Consider the following 18,448-nt stretch of genomic DNA (forward strand, 5'->3'; position numbering starts at 1 on the left):
CCTCAGCTCCCTTCCACCCGCAGCCGATCACGCTCCAGCAGGGCCGGCAGGGTCTCGCGCAGGTGGTCCACCAGGGTGCGGATCTTGGCATCGAGAAAGCGCCGCGAGGGATAGAGCGCATGGATGTCCAGGGCATAGAGCCGATGCCCGGGCAGCACCCGCTGCAGGCGGCCACTGGCGAGACCGGCGACCGCGGCGTACAGCGGCAGGGCGCCGATGCCCAGGCCGCTGGCCACGGCTTCGGCCAGGGCATCGGCGGTGTTGACCTGGAAGGGCGGTCGATCCACCGCCACCTCGGCGCTTCCCTCCGGCCCTTCCAGCAACCAGCGATCCGGCGCCATGGCGCGATTGACCAGCCGCAGGCAGCGATGCCCGACCAGCTGTGCCGGAGTGGTCGGCCGGCCCTGGCGCTCCAGGTAGGCGGGCGCCGCGCAAAGTACGCTGTGGGTGCTGCCCAGATGCGCCGAATGGAAGGCCGAGTCCGGCAGACCGTCGGCCAGGATCAGCGACAGGTCGTAGCCTTCCTTGAGGATGTCGGTGAAGGTGTTGGTCAGTTGCAGATCCAGGTCGACCTCGGGATAGCGCTCGCCGTAGCTGGCCAGGCTCTGGATCAGATAGTGCTGGCCGAGGCCGGTCATGGTGTGGATGCGCAGCCGGCCACGCGGCACGGCCAGGGCGTGACGGGCCTCGGCATCGGCTTCGTCGAGGTCGGCGAGGATGCGCCGGCAGCGCACCAGGTAGCGTTCGCCGGCTTCCGTCAGGCGCAACTGGCGTGTGGTGCGGTGCAGCAGCCGGGTCTGCAGGTGCTGCTCCAGCTGGCTGACCGCCCGGGATACATAGGCGGTGGTGAGTTCCAGCTGGCGCGCGGCGGCGGTGAAGCTGCCGGTCTGGGCCACGCAGGCGAAGGCGCGCAGATTGAAGAGATGATCCATGGACGGGGCAGGGCCGGACAAAGGGCCATTGTGGGCCATTACCCGCTCGTTGGTTAAGGCTGTTTGCCGCCATGCCCGGCTTAATCCGGGCGGGCGGAGCTTTCTAGAATGGCCACCGAAACGCTGCGTCTCGCCCCTTCCGATCGCTCTCGTTGGCCAGCATGCCTCTCGCCTCACCGCCGCTCGCGCGGTCCGCCGCTGCCTTTTCCCGCACCCGCTGGCCGAGCCGCAACGCCTGGCGCCGCGCCGCTCGCGAATGGGACCGTACCGATGGCCAGACCTGGGCCTTCATCGCCAAGGCGCTGTTGGCCGCGGCCCTGGCCCTATGGCTGGCCTATCGCCTGGAACTGCCGCAACCGAGCACGGTGCTGGTCACCGTGTTCATCGTTCTGCAGCCGCAGAGTGGCCAGGTGCTGGCCAAGAGTTTCTATCGCATCCTGGGCAGTCTCTCCGGGCTCACCTTCACCGTCGCCGCCATTGCCCTGTTCGCCCAGGAGCGGGTGCTGCTGCTCGGCGCCCTGGTACTGTGGATCGGCTACTGCACCCGCGGCGCGGCGCGCTATCGCGACTTTCGCAGCTATGCCTTCCTGCTGGCCGGCTACACCGCCTGTCTGGTCGGGCTGCCGGCGGTGGCCCAGCCCCAGGGCGCCTTTCTGCAGGCGGTGTGGCGCCTGCTGGAGATCGCCCTGGGCATCTGCTGCGCCGGGGTGGTGAGCGTGGCGATCCTGCCGCAGACCACCCGTGGCGTCTTGCGCCGCACCCTGGCGCAGCGCCTGCGCGACTTCCTCGCCATGGCCCATGACGGCCTGCTCGGCCGTCTCGACGCCGAACGCTTCGTCGCGCTCAGTGCGCGTTTCGCCGCCGACTCCGTGGGCTTCGAGAGCCTGCGCAGCGCCAGTGTCTTCGAGGAGCCCTATCTGCGCCGACGCAGCGGACGCCTGGCCGCCCTGGGCAATCGCCTCATGCTGCTCAACACCCGCTTCCATGCCCTCCATCAACTGCTCGAACGCCTGGCCGCTCGGCCACCGGCCGTGCGCCAGGCGCTGGTGCCCGCGCTAGGGTTGATCGCCGCCGCCTTGGCGCCAGGCCTGGGCCGCCTGCCGGAAGAGCGTGACCTGCGCCGCCTCAGTGAGCGCCTGGCCGCGGAGCGCAAGACGCTGATGGTCGCGATCCGCAGTGGCCGCCAGCAGCTGATCCGGACCGCACCCGCCACCCAGGCCGACCGGCTCGACTACGACACCGCCGCCGAACTGCTCTATCGCTTCGCCGAGGATCTGCACCTGCTGCTTGGCGCCCAGCTGGCACTTGAGGCGCCGGCGAGCACGACACCCGCGCCCCGGGAAACCTTCACGCCCCTGGCCAGCCGCGCGGTGGCCTGGATGGCCGGGCTGCGTAGCGCCCTGGTGGTGCTGGGCGTGGGGCTGTTCTGGATCGAGACCGCCTGGCCGAGTGGTGCGGCCTGCACCCTGGCGGCGGCGCTGATCTCGGCGCTGGCCTCCACCTCGGCCGATCCGCGCCGCTATTGCCTGCAACTGGCCGGTGGCACCCTGGTCGGGGCGCTGGCCGGTGGCCTGCTGCACGTCCAGGTGCTGCCCTGGATCGATGGCTTCGCGCTGTTGCTGCTGGTCCTCGCGCCGGTGTTCGCCGCCGGTGCCTGGCTGATCACCCGACCACGCCTGGCCGGCTATGGCACCGGGCTGATGGTCTGGTTCTGTTCGGCGGCGCTGCCGGGCAATCTGCCGCGCTATGACGCCGACCTCTTCTGCAACACCTACCTGGCCTATCTGCTGGCCTGTGGCGTGGCGGTGGTGGCCGTCAGCGTCCTGCTGCCGCCGAGCCAGCCCTGGGTCTGGCGCCGGCTGGAGGATGCCCTGCGCGAGCGCCTGGTCCACGCCATAGGCGCGCCCCTGAGCGGCCTGAGTGGTCGCTTCGATTCCGGCCTGCGCGATCTGCTCAACCAGGTGCAGGTGCTCACCGTGGGCCAGCCGGTGGTGCAGCGGCAGCTGCTGCGCTGGACCTTTCTCAGTCTGGAGCTGGGCCACGCCGTCATCGAGCTGCGCCTCGAGCAGGCCGCGCTACCGCCCTTGCCCTGGTATCGCGAACAGCGCGCCTGGCGCCTGGCGATCCGCGCCCTAGGTCGGGCGCTGGTGCGACTGTTCCGCCAGCCCGGTGCCGCCAACCTGGCCCGCGCCCTGACCGCCGTGGACCACGCCATCACCCTCGCGCACCAGGCCCAGCGCCACCTGGAGCCCACGCCGGGCGACTTCGATCGCTCGCCGCTGCGGCGCATCGCCAGCTACCTGCACGTCATCCGCACCTCGCTGCTGGCGCCGGATTCGCCCCTGGCCGGGTACCTGCCGCCGGCCCGGCCACCGGCGCGTGACGAAGGCTAGGCAGCAGCCCGCCAAAATCCGACTAGGCTTACGGACGGGGAGGGCCACAGGCCCTCTGCCATGCGACTTTCGGCACAACCAGAACAAGGCCCGCCTGCCCATGCCCGTCCGCTTCGTCCGTCCGCTGCTCTGTTCCGCCAGTTTTCTCCTGACGCCCCTGGCGTCTGCCCTGGAAGCCCCCGGTGCCCCCGGCGCCGCACCCTTCTGGTCCTATTCCGGCAAGACCGGCATCGGCACCAGCTACGAAGCCTATCGCGACGGCGCCTACAGCGACCAGGCCAGCACCGGCCGCGTCTCGCGGGTGTGGTTTTCCCTGGCCCAGGGGGTGGTCACCGAGACCATGCAGGGACTCATCCACGAGGCGCAACTGCGCGAGATGCAGCTGGTGATCCGCGGGCCCGACTTCACCCATCTCGAGCGCGACGACACCGACAGCCGCATCGAATACCTCGCCACCGATGCCGCCGGCCGGCCCACCTCGCTGGCCTACCGGATCGTCAACCGCGACCGCCAGGGTCGCTACGAGATCGAAAAGCACGTCTTCACCGACCCGGACCAGGACACCCTGGTCATGCGCGTCATCTTTCGCAGCCAGGACCCGCGCATCCAGCCCTATCTCTATGTCGATCCGGCGCTGGCCAACAGTGGCAGCCACGACCGCGCCGCGGTGAAGGGCGGGGTGCTCTATGCCAGCGAAGGCGAGCACGCCCTGGTGGTCAAGGCCAGCCAGCCGCTGCAGACCCCCACCGTGGGTTTCGTCGGCAGCTCCGACGGCCTCGACGACCTGCGCCGCAACGGCAAGCTGACCCAGACCTACAGCAGCACCGGCGACCAGGCCGGCAACGTCGCCATGCTGGCCAGGCTGCCGCTCAAGGGCGCCGAGACCACCCTGGACGTGGTGGTGGGCTTCGGCGCCAATCCGCGCCAGGCCGAGGCGGCGGCGGATGCCACCCTGGCCCGCGGTTATCAAAAGGTGCTGGCCCACTACAACGGCGAGGGCGACGCCATCGGCTGGCAGGACTACCTGGCCAGCCTCGACCAGCTACCGCGTCTGCAGGCCCAGGCCGGCGACGGCGGCAAGCTGGTCAACGCCAGCGCCCTGGTGCTCAAGGCCCAGGAGGACAAGACCCACGCCGGCGCCCTGATCGCCTCGCTGTCCAATCCCTGGGGTGAAACGGTGCCGGCTGGCAAGGGCACCACCGGCTACAAGGCGGTCTGGCCACGGGACTTCTACCAGTGCGCCATGGCGCTGCTGGCGCTGGGTGACCGGCAGACGCCCAAGGTCGCCTTCAGCTACCTCAAGCAGGTGCAGGTGGATGCCAATACCGCGCACAAGCCGGCCGACAGCTCCGCCTTCATCCATCAGCAGAAACAGGGCGACGAGGTGCGGGCACCGGGCGCCACCGGCTGGTTCCTGCAGAAGACCCACGTCGACGGCACCATCGAGTGGGTCGGCGTGCAACTGGACCAGACCGCCATGCCGATCATGCTCGGCTATCGCCTCTGGCAGGGCGGCCTGCTGGGCGACGCCGAGATCGACCGCTGGTACCGCGAGATGCTCAGGCCCGCGGCGGACTTCCTCGCCCGCGACAGCCAGGTCAACCTGGGCTGGAACACCTGGCAGGTCAAGCCGCCGCAGACCCAGCAGGAACGCTGGGAGGAGCAGTGGGGCTATTCGCCATCCATCACCGCGGCGGTGATCGCCGGTCTCGCCACCGCCAGCGAACTGGCGCGCCATGCCGGCGACGAGGCCAATGCCAGCCGTTACCGCGAGACCGCCCGGCGCTATTCCGGCCAGGTGGAAAAGACCATGGCCACCACCCAGGGCAGCCTGGGCGCCGGCAACTACTACCTGCGCATCACCCAGAACGACGATCCCAACGACAAGGGCAAGCTGGTGGACAACAACAGTCGCCCGGGCCTGCCGGAGGACCAGGTGCTGGACGCCGGCTTCCTCGAACTGGTGCGCTACGGCGTGCGGCCGGCGAGCGATCCGCTGGTACAGAAGAGCCTGGCGGTGCTGGACGACGAAGGCCTGCCGGAGAATCTGCGGGTCAAGTACAGCTTCCAGTACCCCGGCATCACCGGCACCTTCCCCGGCTGGCGGCGCTACGGCAACGACGGCTATGGCGAGAGCGAAAGCTCCGGCATCAATTTCCCGGCCACCGAGCAGCCGGTAGCCAATTCCGGATTGCGCGGCCGGGTCTGGCCGATCTTCACCGGCGAACGCGGCCATTACGAGCTGGCGCGCCTGGTCCTGCAGGGCAAGCCGGACCCGGCGGCGCTGGGCAAGCTGCGTGACACCTACGTCCGCGGCCTGGAGCTGTTCGCCAATGCCGGCCTGATGCTGCCCGAGCAGGTCTGGGACGGCGTGGGCGACAACCGGCGCCACGGCTACACCCAGGGGCAGGGCACCGATTCGGCGACGCCGCTGGCCTGGTCCCATGCCGAATACGTCAAGCTGCTGCGTTCCCTGGCGGATGGCCAGGTATGGGATCACTACCCGGTGGTGGCGCGGACGTTGGCGCCCTGAGCAAGGTGAATGGCCAGGTCGCCAGTATCGTCAGGGCTCGCGACCCGGTAGCAGGTCTGGTCGATTTCGCTCCAGCCAATGCATGACGTGCTGGAGCAGGACCTCGGCCTGCTGCAAGGCCTCCTGCGCCATCGACTCGCTGACCAGATCGCCCGAGTAGTCGATGACATTGCGTTGCTTGCGCAAGGTATCCAGTACCACCATCGCCGATGTATCAAGACCCATGGTCCGGGGTAGCGACTGGATCATGGTCTGATGGTGGCCGGGACGGCTGGTTAGGGTCCGATAGCCATTGGCTTGAAGCGCTGCGTTCGCGCCTTGCATGATCGCCTTGTAGGCCAGGTCGAAGCGGCTTTCGCTGCTCAACGTTGGCAGACGCGCATCGGTCAAACTGCGTTGCGCGGCCTCTAGCAGGCGCTGGATGCCCGCAGGGTCAGGTGTGATCGCCTCAAGACTTTTGCCTAGCAAATTATCCAAGGTCATCTGTCCATCCTTGTGACAGTTGCCCAGCGGTGCCTATGACGAACACCTTGGGCTTCTTCAGCAGATCCGTGATGAAGGCCCCCCCTTCCATCAACAGCTTCTGCCATTCCTCTCGTCGGTATACCTTGGGATTGATCTCTCGGCCAAGCGTTTCCTGACAGGGATAGAGGGCGGCCACTACCTCACCGAAGGTCACAGTACCCAGGATCATGAGGTCTATATCGCTTCCGCTGTTTGCCTTACCACTCGCCATAGAGCCGAAGACGAAAGCTGTTTCTATCCTGTCTGCAATGGGGCTCAACGCTTCGGCTAGGATGTCGGTAAGGCCGCTAGTCTTGCGCAGAATGCTCGCCAGCTCTTCGAAGATGGGGCAGTCCCGGTTAGCGCGGTAGTGCTGTTGATTACCCACGCGCGTTTTCACGGCCAGACCGGCCGCGACCAGCTTGACGAGTTCGCGACTCAGGGTACCGGACTGGGTCTCGGTCAAGCGCGCGATTTCGCGTTGGTGATAGCTGCTCTCAGGATGGAGTAGAAGAAGCGCTAGGACTTTGCGGCGATAGTCGGGAAAGAGAACGGAGGCGAGTGACATCAGAAGTCCAGGTGCTGCCTTTTAGGCTGCAATTGAAGCCTAAAAGGCAGCAATCCTCCAGTACTAGCGGGCCTGTGCTGATCAGTTGGATGCCGAACCGACAAGCGGTAGATCTCTCCTATGCCCAGTGCCAGAGCCTCTATCACCTTGCCTCCCTCAGGGAACGCCTGTAACAAGACTTGTCTGATGGGCGTTCTCGCGCTTTCCTGAGGCAGCGGATCCTTCCGCTCGCCGCTGTTCTCCTCTCTTTCCGGTCTCTCTGCCCTCGGTCGCGTACCGCGCGGTAGCGTGCCCGGCTGTCGCGCTTTTCTCTCGCTCGCTCCGGCGACCGCTCCGGCGGTCTGGGGGCGGGTCTTTGCCGGTTCCTGTCAAGAAGGTCACGGATATGACTGACGTCGCTCTCCCCATCGCCCTCTACCTGGGCACCCTGGTGCTGCTGGCTTTCGCCCTGCGCCGCAGCCCGCTGCTCACCGAGGAGACCCTGGCGCGCTCCTCGCCGCTGGATGCCTTGCGCGGCATCCTCGCCACCGCCGTGGTCTGCCTGCATTTCGTGCTGACCTATCACCTCAAGGCCGAGGGCCAGTGGCGCGAACCCGACAGCGACCTGCTCTACAACATGGGTGTGGTGCCGGTCTCGCTGTTCTTCATGATCACCGGCTACCTGTTCTTCGGAAAGGTCTATCGGCGTACGCCGGACTGGGGCGAGCTGCTCCGTTCGCGGGTGTTGCGGGTAATGCCGCTGTATCTCTGCGTGGTGGCCGTGGTGGTGCTCTTCACCCTGATCCGCACCCACTTCGTCATCGCCGACGGCCAGCACTTCATGCTCGAACTGCTCAGCTGGGAGCTGTTTTCCGGCTTCAGTCTCAACGGCCTGGAAGAGAGCGGCTGGATGACCGCCGGCGCCCACTGGACGCTGCGCTACGAGGCGCTGTTCTATCTGGCCCTGCCGATCATCGCCGCGCTGTTCAATCGCCGTGGCTTCGGCCTGCCACTGCTGGTCTCGGCGCTGCTGGTGGGTGGCCTGGTCGCCGCCGGTTATCACTATCACGTGCTGGGCGCGCGCTTCGGTCTGCTGTTCCTGCTGGGTTTCCTGCCGGTGTTCGTCAAGGTCCATCGACCGGCGCTGCTGGCACGCTTGCGCACGCCCCTGGTGGCGGCACTGTCGCTGGCGCTGGTGGCTTACGCCATGACCCAGCCGGACTACAACCTCAAGCAGATGCTGGCGCTGGCGTTGCCCTTCGCCGCCATGGCCGCCGGCAACGACCTCTTCGGCCTGCTGCGCAGTCGTGGTCTCAAGGTGCTGGGCGAGATCAGCTACAGCCTCTATCTCACCCACGGCCTGCTGCTCTACGGACTCTTCACCCTGCTCAACCTGGGCTCGGTGGAGACCCTGGGCACGCTCGGCTTCATGGCGCTGCTGCCGCCGGTGCTGGTGCTCGCCTGCCTGCTGTCGATGCTCAGCTACCGCTGGATCGAGCGTCCGCTGATGCACCTGGGAAGGGCGCCACGGCCTCGGCACGTGCCGGCGTAAGCGCCGGCGCCGTCCCGGGATACTCCAGCAGAAAGGCCAGTGCCTGGGCGCAGGAGGCTTCCACCTTGAGCGCCAGCAGGTCGTCCGCGCGGGTACGCCCATAGCCCAGGGCGGCGATGGGCAAGCCGGCGCGGGCCGCGGCCTGGGCGAAGCGAAAGCCCGAATAGACCATCAGCGACGAGCCCACCACCAGCAGCGCATCGGCGCGGCCCAGGTGGGCGAAGGCACGCTCCACCCGCGCGCCGGGCACGTGTTCGCCAAAGAACACCACGTCCGGCTTAAGCAGGGCGCCGCAGCGCGGGCAGTCGGGCACCCGGAAACTCATGAAGTCCACGCCTTCCAGATCGGCATCGCCATCCGGCGCGGTAGCCGCGTCCAGCGCTAGCCAGTCGCCATTGAGTTCGCCCAGCCACTGCTGGAATTCCTGGCGCGGCAGACGCAGCTCGCAGCCCAGGCAGCGGATCTGGTCGAGGCGGCCGTGCAGGTCGATCACCGCCTCGCTGCCGGCGGCCTGGTGCAGGCGATCGACGTTCTGGGTCAGCAGCATCTCCACCTGGCCGCGCCGCTCCAGGGCCGCCAGGGCCTGGTGGGTGGCATTGGGCCGCGCCTGGCAGAAGCGCGGCCAGCCGATCAGGCTGCGTGCCCAGTAGCGACGGCGCAAGAGCTCGTCGCCGACGAAGGCCTGCAGGGTGACCGGCTGCGGGCGCTTCCAGGCGCCCTCGCGGTCGCGGTAGTCGGGAATGCCGGAATCGGTGCTGCAACCGGCACCGGTGAGCAGAAAGATCCGCTCGTGCCGGGCGATAAAGGACTGGAGCTCGGGCAGGGACATCGGACACCTGGAGTTGCGGACGATACCCCCAGCTTGGAAAGGGTTATGCCGGGAGGCAAGCCGCAGCTGACGAACGTCCTGTCCGCCAGGCGGCGCTTCGCCTCCTAGTACACCGGCACATAGATATAGATCTGCGAATCCTGCGCATCCACCCCGGTGAAGGCCTCGGTGTAGTGCTCGAAGCAGGCGCCCGGACGGGGTTGCAGGCTGCGCGCCGGCAGCAGCTCGGCGAACAGTCGGCCGAGGCTCTTGGCCACGCTGGGCGCCGTGCCCAGGTGCACGTAGCGGGCGTAGCGGCCTTCCGGCAATTCCTGGCGCACCATGCCAGCGGGCAGGGGGGCGCCCGGTGCGGTGGCCACCGCGGCCAGGTAGTGCATGGCGCCGGCCTGACGCCAGCTCAGGCCATACCATTCGGCGTCGCCTTCGCGACCGGTGATTTCCCCGGCACGGTCGGCGAAGCGCCGCCAGAGGGCGGCGATGTCTTCGCCCTGGCCAGGCTCGAACAGCAGACCGGTCACTTCCAGGGCGGGGTGGTCGACGATTTCCAGCGACATGGGACAGACTCTCTCGAAGATGCGATGAAGGCGGCCACCTTACTCCAGCGGCGCGCGGCGGTCAGCCGGGACAGGACAGGAACCGGCGGGACCCAGGGTCGCAGCGTACCCGAGCTGCCATCCCGGTTCACCGGGTGTTCTCCTGGCGGCCGCGAACTCGGCGCGCGTCCCTGCTGCGCCATCCAGGTGCCCGGCCGGGGTTCAGCGGTCCGCGGCGAGCGCCTGGGTCAGCGCCAGGCCCGCCAGGCGCGCGCTGGCCAGCAGTCGCTCCAGGCTCTGGCCATGCCGCGCGCTGGCGGAGAGCCCGGCCATGGTGGTGATGACGAAGTCGGCCAGCTCTTCCGCTCGCTCTGGCTGGCAGGCGGCGATACGGGTGCGGATGAGCGTCTGGGCCGCCTGGTGGTGCCGGTCGGCTGCCGCGCGGGCCTGGGGGTCGTCGGAATGGGTGCCCTCCAGCACCAGGCAGCCGGTCGAGCTGGGGTCGGCTACATAGCTGCGCGCCGCCTCTTCCAGCACCTGGGTGAGCGCTACCGCCAGGGACTGTTCGCCGTCCAGGATGTACTGCAGCAGCACGGCGCCTGTCGAGATGTAGCGCTCAAGTACCCGCTGGTACAGCTCGAGCTTGCTGCCGAAGGCCGCATAGAAGCTCGGCGGCCTGATCCCGAGCGCCTGGGTCAGGTCGGCGACGCTCAACCCGTCGTAGCCCTTTTCATGGAACAGACGCTGCGCCTGGACGAGGGCCTCGTCCGGATCGAAGCGGCGGGGCCGCCCACGCGGTGCGGGTTTATTTGTAGTGCTCATTACAAAAATACTTTGACAGCGGCTGGGAGAGGCTTATTGTAGCACTCACTACATTAATCAGGAGGCAGATCCATGAGCAATTTCGCAGGCAAGCAGGTGTTGGTGCTGGGCGGCAGTCGCGGCATAGGCGCCGCCATCGTGCGGCGCTTCGCCGCCGAAGGCGCCCGGGTGACCTTCACCTATGCCAGTTCCGGGGACGCCGCCCGGGCACTGGCCGCGGAAACCGGTAGCAGCGCCGAGCTGACCGACAGCGCCGACCGCGACGCGGTGATCGCCCGGGTGCGCGCCTGTGGGCCGCTGGACGTGCTGGTGGTGAATTCCGGCGTGGCGCTGTTCGGCGATGCCCTGGAACAGGATCCGGACGCCATCGACCGAATGTTCAGTATCAACATCCAGGCGCCCTATCATGCGGCGGTCGAGGCCGCGCGGCAGATGCCGGCAGGCGGGCGGATCATCGTCATCGGTTCGGTGAATGGCGATCGCATGCCGTTGCCCGGTTTGGCGGCCTATGCCGTGAGCAAGTCGGCCCTGCAGGGGCTCGCCCGCGGTCTGGCACGGGACTTCGGTCCGCGTGGCATCACCGTCAACGTGGTGCAGCCGGGGCCCATCGATACCGAGATGAATCCGGCAGATGGCCCCATGAAGGACCTGATGTACAGCTTCATGGCGATCAAGCGCCACGGCAGTGCCGACGAGGTGGCCGGCATGGTCGCCTGGCTGTCCGGCCCCGAGGCCGGCTTCGTCACCGGTGCCATGCACACCATCGACGGCGCCTTCGGCGCCTGATCGCGGCACGCGCCCCTGTCGCCCAGGGCCCAGGCGACAAGGGCGACAACCGGCTGCCCCGCCCGCACGCCTAGTGCGCCGGCCCCAATACCTCTTCGGCGATATCCAGCAGCGCCCGCAGCCTGTCCATGTGGCGCAGGTCCTGGTGATAGCCCACCCAGATATCCCGCGACGGAGGGCTGCCGAAGCGCTCGATGAGCTGCAGTCCTGCCGTCGCATCGCCGAGCGGGCGGGGCAGCACGGCAACCCCCAGTCCCCGTCGGCACATCTGCGCCTGAACGGTTCGACTGGTACTGGTGAAGGCGCGTTGCGCTCCCGGCAGCCGGTCGAGCAACCAGGCGACATCGGGAAAGTGCGCTTGCGCGCTGTTCATGAGGATCAGCCCGACCGCCGCCGTATCCTCCTGCACCGCCAGCGCCGTCTCGGCGGCGCCATAGAGGCCATAGGGCATCCTCAGGAAACGGCGCTGCACGATATCCGGTTCGCCGAAGGGCACCAGGCGAAAGGCCACGTCCGCATCGCGGCGCGAGAGATCCAGCAGTCGATAGCTGGCAATGACCTCGGGTACCACGGCAGGGTGCCGCCGGGTGAGGTCGGCCAGGACCGGCGCCAGGACATAGCCGGCAAACCAGTCCGCCGAAGAGATCCGCAGGATGCCCTCCAGGCGCTGGTGGTTACCTGCCAGACGCCGCTCCATGGCCAGGGCGGAGGCTTCCATGGACTCGGCCAGGGCGAATACGGCATCTCCCGAATTCGTCAGGATCAGGCCCTCGCGTGTGCGCCGTAGCAGCGCCTGTCCGGCTTCATCCTCGAGCGTTTTGATCCGGCGACCTACCGTCGGGTGGCTGATTCCCAAGGCTCGCGCGGCCGAGCCATAGGATCCGCCGCGGGCAACGGCCAGAAAGATCCGTACATCGCTCCATTCCATGGCGAACCTGCGTTCAAAAATGAACATTCAATATGCAGGAAAGGCAGTCCCCAAACAATATCGTAAGGGAGACCATGGCGGCTCATGTCTACTTCAGAGACTTTGGATTCAGCCAGGGATGTTCGCACTGGCTCCATGTAGGTGAGCGGCTATGAGCAGATTGCTGGATAGGGTTGCGATTGTAACGGGCGCCTCCAAGGGCATCGGCGCGGGTATTGCCCGGCAACTGGCGGCGGATGGCGCCAAGGTCGTCATCAGCTATGCGTCCGGCCAGGACGGGGCGGACGCCGTCCTCGCCGACATCGAGACAGCAGGGGGTACGGCGATCGCGCTACGCGCCGATGTCCGCCAGCGGGCCGACATGGACGCCCTGGTGAAAGCGGCCCTCGAACACTTCGGTCGCCTGGATATCCTGGTGAACAATGCCGGCGTCTATCAGTTCGCCAGGATCGAAGACACCACGGTGGACCTGTATCGGCTGCAATTCGACGTCAATGTGCTCGGACCCTTGCAGCTCATAGGCGCCGCCAGTCCCTATCTGGGCGCCGGCAGCAGCATCATCAACATCAGCTCGAATGTCACCAGCGTCCTGCCGGCGGAAAGCGCCGTCTACAGCGGCACCAAGGGCGCGCTCGATGCGATCACGGGGGTGCTCGCCCGCGAGCTGGGCCCTCGTGGTATCCGCGTGAATGCCGTCAGTCCTGGACTCATCGAAACCGAGGGCACCCGGACCGCCGGCGCCCTGGGCGCGGAATTCCAGGCCTGGAACGAGGCCCGCACCCCGCTCGGCCGTATCGGCCAGGTACGGGATATCGCCCCCATCGTCGCCTTTCTGGCGTCCGACGAGGCCCGCTGGGTGAGCGGCGAATTCATCTTCGGCTCCGGCGGCATGCGCTAGGCCAGGCGCTTGCCTTCGCCGCGCGCGCCGATCGCTGTCGCCGCTTGCTGACGCCCCTGCCAGCGATAGCCGCGAATTTCGAGAAATCGCTGCACCTACAGGTCGCGGGCCGGCAACGCCTGCGCGGATCAGGATGCAGCCCGATTGACGGTAAACGTTCATGAACTCATCCCTTCCCATGGTCCAGCCCGACAGCCGTCGCTGGTTCGCGCTGGGCGTGCTGCTGATCGGTACGCTACTGCCACCGCTCGACTTCTTCATCGTCAATGTGGCGCTGCCGGTGATCCGTCGCGACTTCGCGACCACCTCGGATCTGGCGCAACTGGTGGTCTCCGTCTATGCGACGGCTTATGCGGTCACCCTGATCCTGGGCGGTCGTCTGGGTGACATGTTCGGCCGCAAGCGTGTCTACCTCGGCGGCATGCTGGGCTTCGGTATCGCCTCCGCGCTATGCGGGGTCGCGCCGACGCCAGCCATGCTGATTGCCGGACGACTGTTGCAGGGCGTAACGGCTGCCATCATGGCGCCGCAGTCCATGGCCCTGATCCATGCGACCTTCCCTGCGGAAGAGAAGAATCGGGCGCTCGGCCTGTACGGCGCGACCTTCGGACTCGCCGCCGTGCTGGGCCAGCTCTTGGGTGGGGTGCTGATAGAGGCCAATCCCTTCGGATTGGGCTGGCGCAGCATCTTCCTCATCAATCTTCCGGTCATTCTCTGCGCCCTGCCGACCGCGCTGGTCGTGCTGCGCGAGAGCCGGGCCCGGCAACCGGGCCGGCTGGATGTCATGGGCGCCGGCCTGCTCGCGGCTGGGCTGCTGGCGCTGGTGGTACCCCTGGTCGAGGGGCCACGACTGCACTGGCCCCGGTGGTCGCTCCCCCTGCTCATCGTCAGTGGCGGGTTGCTGATCACCTTCTGGCGCTACGAGCAACGCAAGGAAGCGGCCGGCGAGACGCCCCTGGTCCTGCCTTCCTTGCTCACCGCCTCCCGGCTCAGACGCACCCTCCTGGCGACCTTCCTGTTCTATGCCCTGGCGCCTTTCTTTCTCATCTTCGCCGTCTACCAGCAGGCCGGTCTGGGTCACGGAGCCCTGGCTGCGGGTTGGGCGATTCTGCCCCTGGGGATCGGCTTCCTCTGCGGGCCCCTGTGCAGTCCGCATCTTGCCCAACGACTGGGTGCGCGCACCGCCGCCTTTGGCATGGCCCTGGAGGTCCTGGGCCTGCTGTTGGCGGCCGCGCTGGCGGGCTTGCCCACCTGGCTGCCGGTGCCGCTGCTGTTGATCGGCCTGGGGCAGGGCATAGCGCTTCCGGCCCTGGTGAGAGTGAACGCGGATCAGGTGGCACCGAGCCTGGCCGGACTCGCCGCCGGCTTGATGAATGCCACCTTGCAGATCAGCGCCGCCCTGGCGGTAGCGCTCATCGGCGGCCTGTTTTTCGCCCTCGCCCCCGATGGCGCTGGCGCAAGAGAGGTACAGGTCGCCTTTGCCGTTGCCGCCCTGACGATGGGCGGTGCCTTGGCGCTAGCAGCCGTCTTGAGCTGGCCTAGCGCCCCGACGACCGCCGCACGCGGGGCCTGTGACGCAGAGTGAACAGCGCCTTTCACGGCGCGAGGAGAACAGCATGAGAAAGACCTGGCTTATTACCGGCTGCTCGAGCGGTCTTGGCGGCCATATCGCCGCAACGGCCGCTGCGCGTGGCGACAGAGTCGTGGCAACGGCTCGCGATCCTGCCGTACTGCAACCCCTGGCCCGGCAATTTCCGGAGAACCTGAGGGTCGTGCAGCTGGATGTCACCGACCCTGCCTCGGTGGCTGCCGCGATTGCCTGTGCAGAGCGGGAGTTCGGTGGTCTGGATGTCCTGGTGAACAACGCCGGGATAGGCTTCATCGGCGCCGTGGAGGAGGCCGAGCCCAGCGAATACCGGCCGGTGTTCGACGTGAATGTGTTCGGTCTGATCGAAACGACCCGCCTGGCGTTGCCTGTCCTGCGTCGGCGCGGCGGCGGCCGGATCGTCAACCTGTCATCCGGGGCAGGGCTCTCGGGAGGACCGGGCTCCGGCTACTACAGCGCGAGCAAGTTCGCGGTCGAGGGATTTTCCGAGTCGCTGGCCAGGGAAGTGGCACCCTTCGGAATCCGCGTGACCATCGTCGAGCCCGGGCCGTTTCGCACCGACTTTCTCGGACGCTCCATCGCCATGGCGGCGCGGGTGATCCCGGCCTATGCCGACACCGCGGGGCGACGGCGCGCCTACCGGGACAGCAATCACGGCAAGCAGGCGGGAGATCCGCGCAAGGCTGCCGCGGTGATAGTGCAGGCCGTCATGGCGACCGAGCCGCCCTTGCATCTGCCGCTCGGACCGGTCGCCTACGACATCGCGGAACGCAAGTCGCAGGCGCTGCGCGCTGACATGGCGGCCTGGCGCGATATCGCCCTGCATACCGACTTCGACTGATCGATCCTGGCGGGGCTGCGGTGCCCGTGGCCCCGGCCCTTCCACCCGCCTCGCGGATCATCTCGATCCCTATGCCCGACCCGCTTGAGCGGCACGCTCAGCGCAGTGAGATGCCAGGGTCGTTTTGCCTGGTGAGTGGATTCCGTTCTCGGCAAGCGTCCTTGCCGTTCCGTACATGAACACCGCTGGAGTGCTCCATGAGTCATACCTTCCCGGATTCGACTGCCGGCCACTGGCTGCAACGCTACTATTTCATCAGGGCTGCGGTTTCGCTGCTGTGGATCGCGCTGGCGCTCGCCATCGGCCACGAGCAGGGGTGGGTGGGGCCGCTGTTGCTCGTCCTCTACCCGGCCTGGGATGCCCTGGCGAACGTCCTCGATGCCCGCCAAAGCGGCGGACTGCGGCACAACGCTGCGCAACGGCTCAACGCCGTCGTCAGCCTGGGCGTCGCCGTGGCGATAGGGCTGGCATTGACGTTCGGCCTAGGCGCCGCGATCGGGGTGTTCGGGGTCTGGGCCTTGGCCGCTGGGCTTTTCCAGCTGGTCGTGGCGGTACGGCGCTGGCGAACGTCCGCTGGCCAGTGGGCGATGATCCTGAGTGGCGCTCAATCCGCCCTGGCGGGTGGCTTCTTCGTGAAGCAGGCGAATGACGGAGTCCCGCTGGATGTTTCCAGCGTGACGCCCTATGTGGCTTTCGGTGCCTGCTACTTCCTGGTCTCGGCGGCTTGGCTGGCGGTAGCGAAATGGCGGCGGAGCGCGGCCGGCAAGCGAGCCTGAGGTGGAGCCGACGCCCTGGTAGGCGCCGACCCGGTGGCGAAGGACTCAGCCGTAGCGCTTGAACGCCTCGATGGCCAGGCCGTTGCCGATGTTGCCGAAGCGGTCACCGTCCACCAGGCGGGCGCCGGGGAAGCGTCTGGCCAGGGCCTGGCGCAGCGCCGGGATGCCGCTGGAGCCGCCGGTGAAGAACAGGCTGTCGACCCGTGCGGGATCGAGGTCGGCGCGGGCCAGCAGGTCGTCCACGCCGCGGCTCAGGCGTTCCAGTTGCAGGGCGATGGCGGCGTCGAACAGCGGTCGCTCCAGATCCGCGGCCAGGCCGGTCTCGATGCGATCCAGGCGCAGGGTGCGGCGCCAGTCGTCGGTCAGGGCGATCTTGGCGTCTTCCACCTGGATCGCCAGCCAGTGGCCGGCGCGCTGTTCGATCAGCTTGAACAGCCGATCCATGCAGCGGGTGTCCTGGGCGTCGTATCTCATGTCGCGCAGGCCCAGCACGCTCTTCTTGGCGTAGACGGCGTTGATGGTGTGCCAGGTCGCCAGGTTGATGTAGTGGCTGGTGGGCATGGTGGCGCCACTCTTCATGGCGCTGCCGTAGCCCAGCAGCGGCATCACCCCTTCCAGACTCAACTGGCGGTCGAAGTCGGTACCGCCGACGTGCACGCCGCCAGTGGCGAGGATGTCACCGGCGCGGTCGGCCAGGTTGCGGCGCTCCGGCGCCAGGCGCACCAGGGAGAAGTCCGAGGTACCGCCGCCGATGTCGACGATCAGCACCAGCTCTTCGCGCTCGATGCTGCGCTCGTAGTCGAAGGCGGCGGCAAGGGGTTCGAACTGGAAGGAGATGTCGCTGAAGCCCACCTGGCGCGCCACCGCGGCCAGGGTGTTCTCGGCCTCCTGGTCGGCGACCGGGTCGTCATCGACGAAATGCACCGGACGGCCCAGCACCACGGCGTCGAAGGAGCGATCGGCCTGCTGTTCGGCGCGCTGCTTGAGGGTGCCGAGGAAGAGGCCGAGTACCTCGGTGAAGGGCAGGGCGCTGCCGAGGATGCTGGTCTCGCCCTTGAGCAGATTGGAGCCGAGCAGGCTCTTGAGCGAGCGCAGCAGGCGCCCCTCGTAGCCTTCCAGGTATTCGTGCAGCGCCTGGCGGCCATAGGCCGGGCGGCGCTCCTCGGCGTTGAAGAAGATCACCGAGGGCAGGGTGGCCTTGCCTTCTTCGAGGGCCAGCAGGACCTCGCCCGAGGGCCTGAGCCAGCCGGCGGTGGAGTTGGAGGTACCGAAGTCGAGGCCCAGGGCGCGGGCGGGTAGAGCAGCAGACATGTCAGGATCCGTAACGCGAGCAGCCGCGCAGTTTAGCCGAGACGCGCGTGCAGGCGAACCCTGGCCGGATGCCAGCAGGATCGACCCGCGCCGCTGCAGGCCTGAAGCGATGGCAGGCGAGCGGAGGTGTCAGCCCTTGCGCGAGCGGTCGCGCGGCTCTTCCAGTGTGCAGACCTCATCCTGGCAACGCCGACTGCCCTCTGGATGCGGCAGCCAGGTCAGGCCTGGGCGCAGCTTCAGGAAGAGCCGATAGCCCAGCTCCAGAACGGGGCGCAACGGCCGCCAGGCCAGCGGCCGCGCCCAGTTGCCGAGGCCGGCGGTGCGCCAGCTCCAGTAAGTGGCGTCCAGGCCCTTGAACCAGCAGCCGTCGGCATCCCGGGCGTGCAGCAGGTCGAGCATGGCCTGGCGCGGCGGGGCATCGGCCGGCGCCTGCGTGGGGTAGTCCGGCGCGGCCAGGTCCACCAGCTGCAGCTGGCTGGGGTCGGCATGGCGGCGCAGCCAGGCGATCTCGCGGGCGCACAGCGGACAGGCGCCGTCGTGAAAGAGGGTCAGGGGCAGGCGAGGTGTGTGCATCGTGATCTTCCCAGGGGTCTTGCCTATCTGGACCGGCAGGCAGGGCGGCCGTTGCGCTTTCCGCCGAACGGTAAGCGCAACGGC

The 18,448-nt window shown here is 67.8% G+C and carries 17 protein-coding genes; 8 read left to right on the forward strand and 9 right to left on the reverse strand.

Annotated features, from left to right (window positions below; genetic code table 11):
• Positions 1 to 2 precede the first annotated feature (2 nt).
• A complete protein-coding gene (locus PVZ77_RS20495) occupies positions 3 to 932 on the reverse strand; it encodes a LysR family transcriptional regulator (protein ID WP_273808990.1) in 930 nt (309 codons plus the stop codon).
• Positions 933 to 1,093: 161 nt separating this feature from the next.
• On the opposite strand from PVZ77_RS20495, the gene PVZ77_RS20500 reads away from it, so the two are divergent.
• Positions 1,094 to 3,325 (forward strand): FUSC family protein, encoded by a 2,232-nt coding sequence (locus tag PVZ77_RS20500; RefSeq protein ID WP_273808991.1) that lies wholly within the window; start codon positions 1,094 to 1,096, stop codon positions 3,323 to 3,325.
• A 100-nt stretch (positions 3,326 to 3,425) separates the two neighbouring features.
• Positions 3,426 to 5,858, forward strand: coding sequence for a glucan 1,4-alpha-glucosidase (locus PVZ77_RS20505; RefSeq protein ID WP_273808992.1), 2,433 nt, complete (start codon positions 3,426 to 3,428; stop codon positions 5,856 to 5,858).
• A gap of 30 nt (positions 5,859 to 5,888) precedes the next feature.
• On the opposite strand, the gene PVZ77_RS20510 is transcribed toward PVZ77_RS20505, so the two are convergent.
• Together PVZ77_RS20510 and PVZ77_RS20515 are read right to left on the reverse strand one after the other, a co-directional pair.
• Positions 5,889 to 6,341: a DNA-binding protein gene (locus tag PVZ77_RS20510; RefSeq protein WP_273808993.1), complete on the reverse strand. Its 453-nt coding sequence runs from the start codon at positions 6,339 to 6,341 to the stop codon at positions 5,889 to 5,891.
• Positions 6,328 to 6,930, reverse strand: a complete 603-nt coding sequence (locus PVZ77_RS20515) for a nucleotidyltransferase domain-containing protein (RefSeq protein WP_273808994.1) — start codon at positions 6,928 to 6,930, stop codon at positions 6,328 to 6,330. Before PVZ77_RS20515 ends, PVZ77_RS20510 begins: the two co-directional genes overlap by 14 nt.
• Positions 6,931 to 7,315: 385 nt before the next feature.
• Between PVZ77_RS20515 and PVZ77_RS20520 the strand changes: the two genes are divergently transcribed.
• Entirely contained in the window at positions 7,316 to 8,461 is a 1,146-nt protein-coding gene (locus PVZ77_RS20520) for an acyltransferase family protein (protein WP_273808995.1), read from the forward strand.
• On the opposite strand, the gene PVZ77_RS20525 is transcribed toward PVZ77_RS20520, so the two are convergent.
• The 3 genes from PVZ77_RS20525 to PVZ77_RS20535 form a co-directional block, all read right to left on the reverse strand.
• Positions 8,388 to 9,290, reverse strand: coding sequence for an NAD-dependent protein deacetylase (locus PVZ77_RS20525; RefSeq protein ID WP_273808996.1), 903 nt, complete (start codon positions 9,288 to 9,290; stop codon positions 8,388 to 8,390). The two genes, PVZ77_RS20520 and PVZ77_RS20525, sit on opposite strands and share 74 nt — an antisense overlap.
• A gap of 104 nt (positions 9,291 to 9,394) precedes the next feature.
• Positions 9,395 to 9,844, reverse strand: coding sequence for a GyrI-like domain-containing protein (locus PVZ77_RS20530; RefSeq protein WP_273808997.1), 450 nt, complete (start codon positions 9,842 to 9,844; stop codon positions 9,395 to 9,397).
• Between the two features lie 201 nt (positions 9,845 to 10,045).
• On the reverse strand, positions 10,046 to 10,645 hold the full coding sequence (locus PVZ77_RS20535) for a TetR/AcrR family transcriptional regulator (protein ID WP_273808998.1): 600 nt from the start codon (positions 10,643 to 10,645) through the stop codon (positions 10,046 to 10,048).
• Between the two features lie 72 nt (positions 10,646 to 10,717).
• Here PVZ77_RS20535 and bdcA point away from each other — a divergent pair, with 72 nt between their 5' ends.
• Complete coding sequence (gene bdcA / locus PVZ77_RS20540; protein ID WP_273808999.1) at positions 10,718 to 11,431, forward strand: SDR family oxidoreductase; 714 nt, start codon at positions 10,718 to 10,720, stop codon at positions 11,429 to 11,431.
• Between the two features lie 70 nt (positions 11,432 to 11,501).
• On the opposite strand, the gene PVZ77_RS20545 is transcribed toward bdcA, so the two are convergent.
• Entirely contained in the window at positions 11,502 to 12,359 is an 858-nt protein-coding gene (locus PVZ77_RS20545) for a LysR family transcriptional regulator (protein WP_273809000.1), read from the reverse strand.
• A 151-nt stretch (positions 12,360 to 12,510) separates the two neighbouring features.
• Between PVZ77_RS20545 and PVZ77_RS20550 the strand changes: the two genes are divergently transcribed.
• From PVZ77_RS20550 to PVZ77_RS20565, 4 genes are all read left to right on the forward strand, one after another.
• Entirely contained in the window at positions 12,511 to 13,257 is a 747-nt protein-coding gene (locus PVZ77_RS20550; RefSeq protein ID WP_273809001.1) for an SDR family NAD(P)-dependent oxidoreductase, read from the forward strand.
• A gap of 160 nt (positions 13,258 to 13,417) precedes the next feature.
• On the forward strand, positions 13,418 to 14,842 hold the full coding sequence (locus tag PVZ77_RS20555; protein WP_273809002.1) for an MFS transporter: 1,425 nt from the start codon (positions 13,418 to 13,420) through the stop codon (positions 14,840 to 14,842).
• A 31-nt stretch (positions 14,843 to 14,873) separates the two neighbouring features.
• Positions 14,874 to 15,704, forward strand: coding sequence for an oxidoreductase (locus PVZ77_RS20560; RefSeq protein WP_273809003.1), 831 nt, complete (start codon positions 14,874 to 14,876; stop codon positions 15,702 to 15,704).
• A gap of 197 nt (positions 15,705 to 15,901) precedes the next feature.
• A complete protein-coding gene (locus PVZ77_RS20565; protein ID WP_273809004.1) occupies positions 15,902 to 16,480 on the forward strand; it encodes a DUF308 domain-containing protein in 579 nt (192 codons plus the stop codon).
• 45 nt (positions 16,481 to 16,525) lie between these two features.
• Here PVZ77_RS20565 and PVZ77_RS20570 read toward each other — a convergent pair whose 3' ends face one another.
• Both PVZ77_RS20570 and PVZ77_RS20575 read right to left on the reverse strand, forming a co-directional pair.
• Complete coding sequence (locus PVZ77_RS20570; protein ID WP_273809005.1) at positions 16,526 to 17,791, reverse strand: Hsp70 family protein; 1,266 nt, start codon at positions 17,789 to 17,791, stop codon at positions 16,526 to 16,528.
• A gap of 129 nt (positions 17,792 to 17,920) precedes the next feature.
• Positions 17,921 to 18,364: a thiol-disulfide oxidoreductase DCC family protein gene (locus tag PVZ77_RS20575; protein ID WP_273809006.1), complete on the reverse strand. Its 444-nt coding sequence runs from the start codon at positions 18,362 to 18,364 to the stop codon at positions 17,921 to 17,923.
• Between the last annotated feature and the right edge of the window lie 84 nt (positions 18,365 to 18,448).

Origin of the sequence: Pseudomonas sp. SHLD1, from assembly GCF_028640935.1 — a bacterium.
Classification (GTDB): Bacteria; Pseudomonadota; Gammaproteobacteria; order Pseudomonadales; family Pseudomonadaceae; genus Chryseomonas; species Chryseomonas aestiva.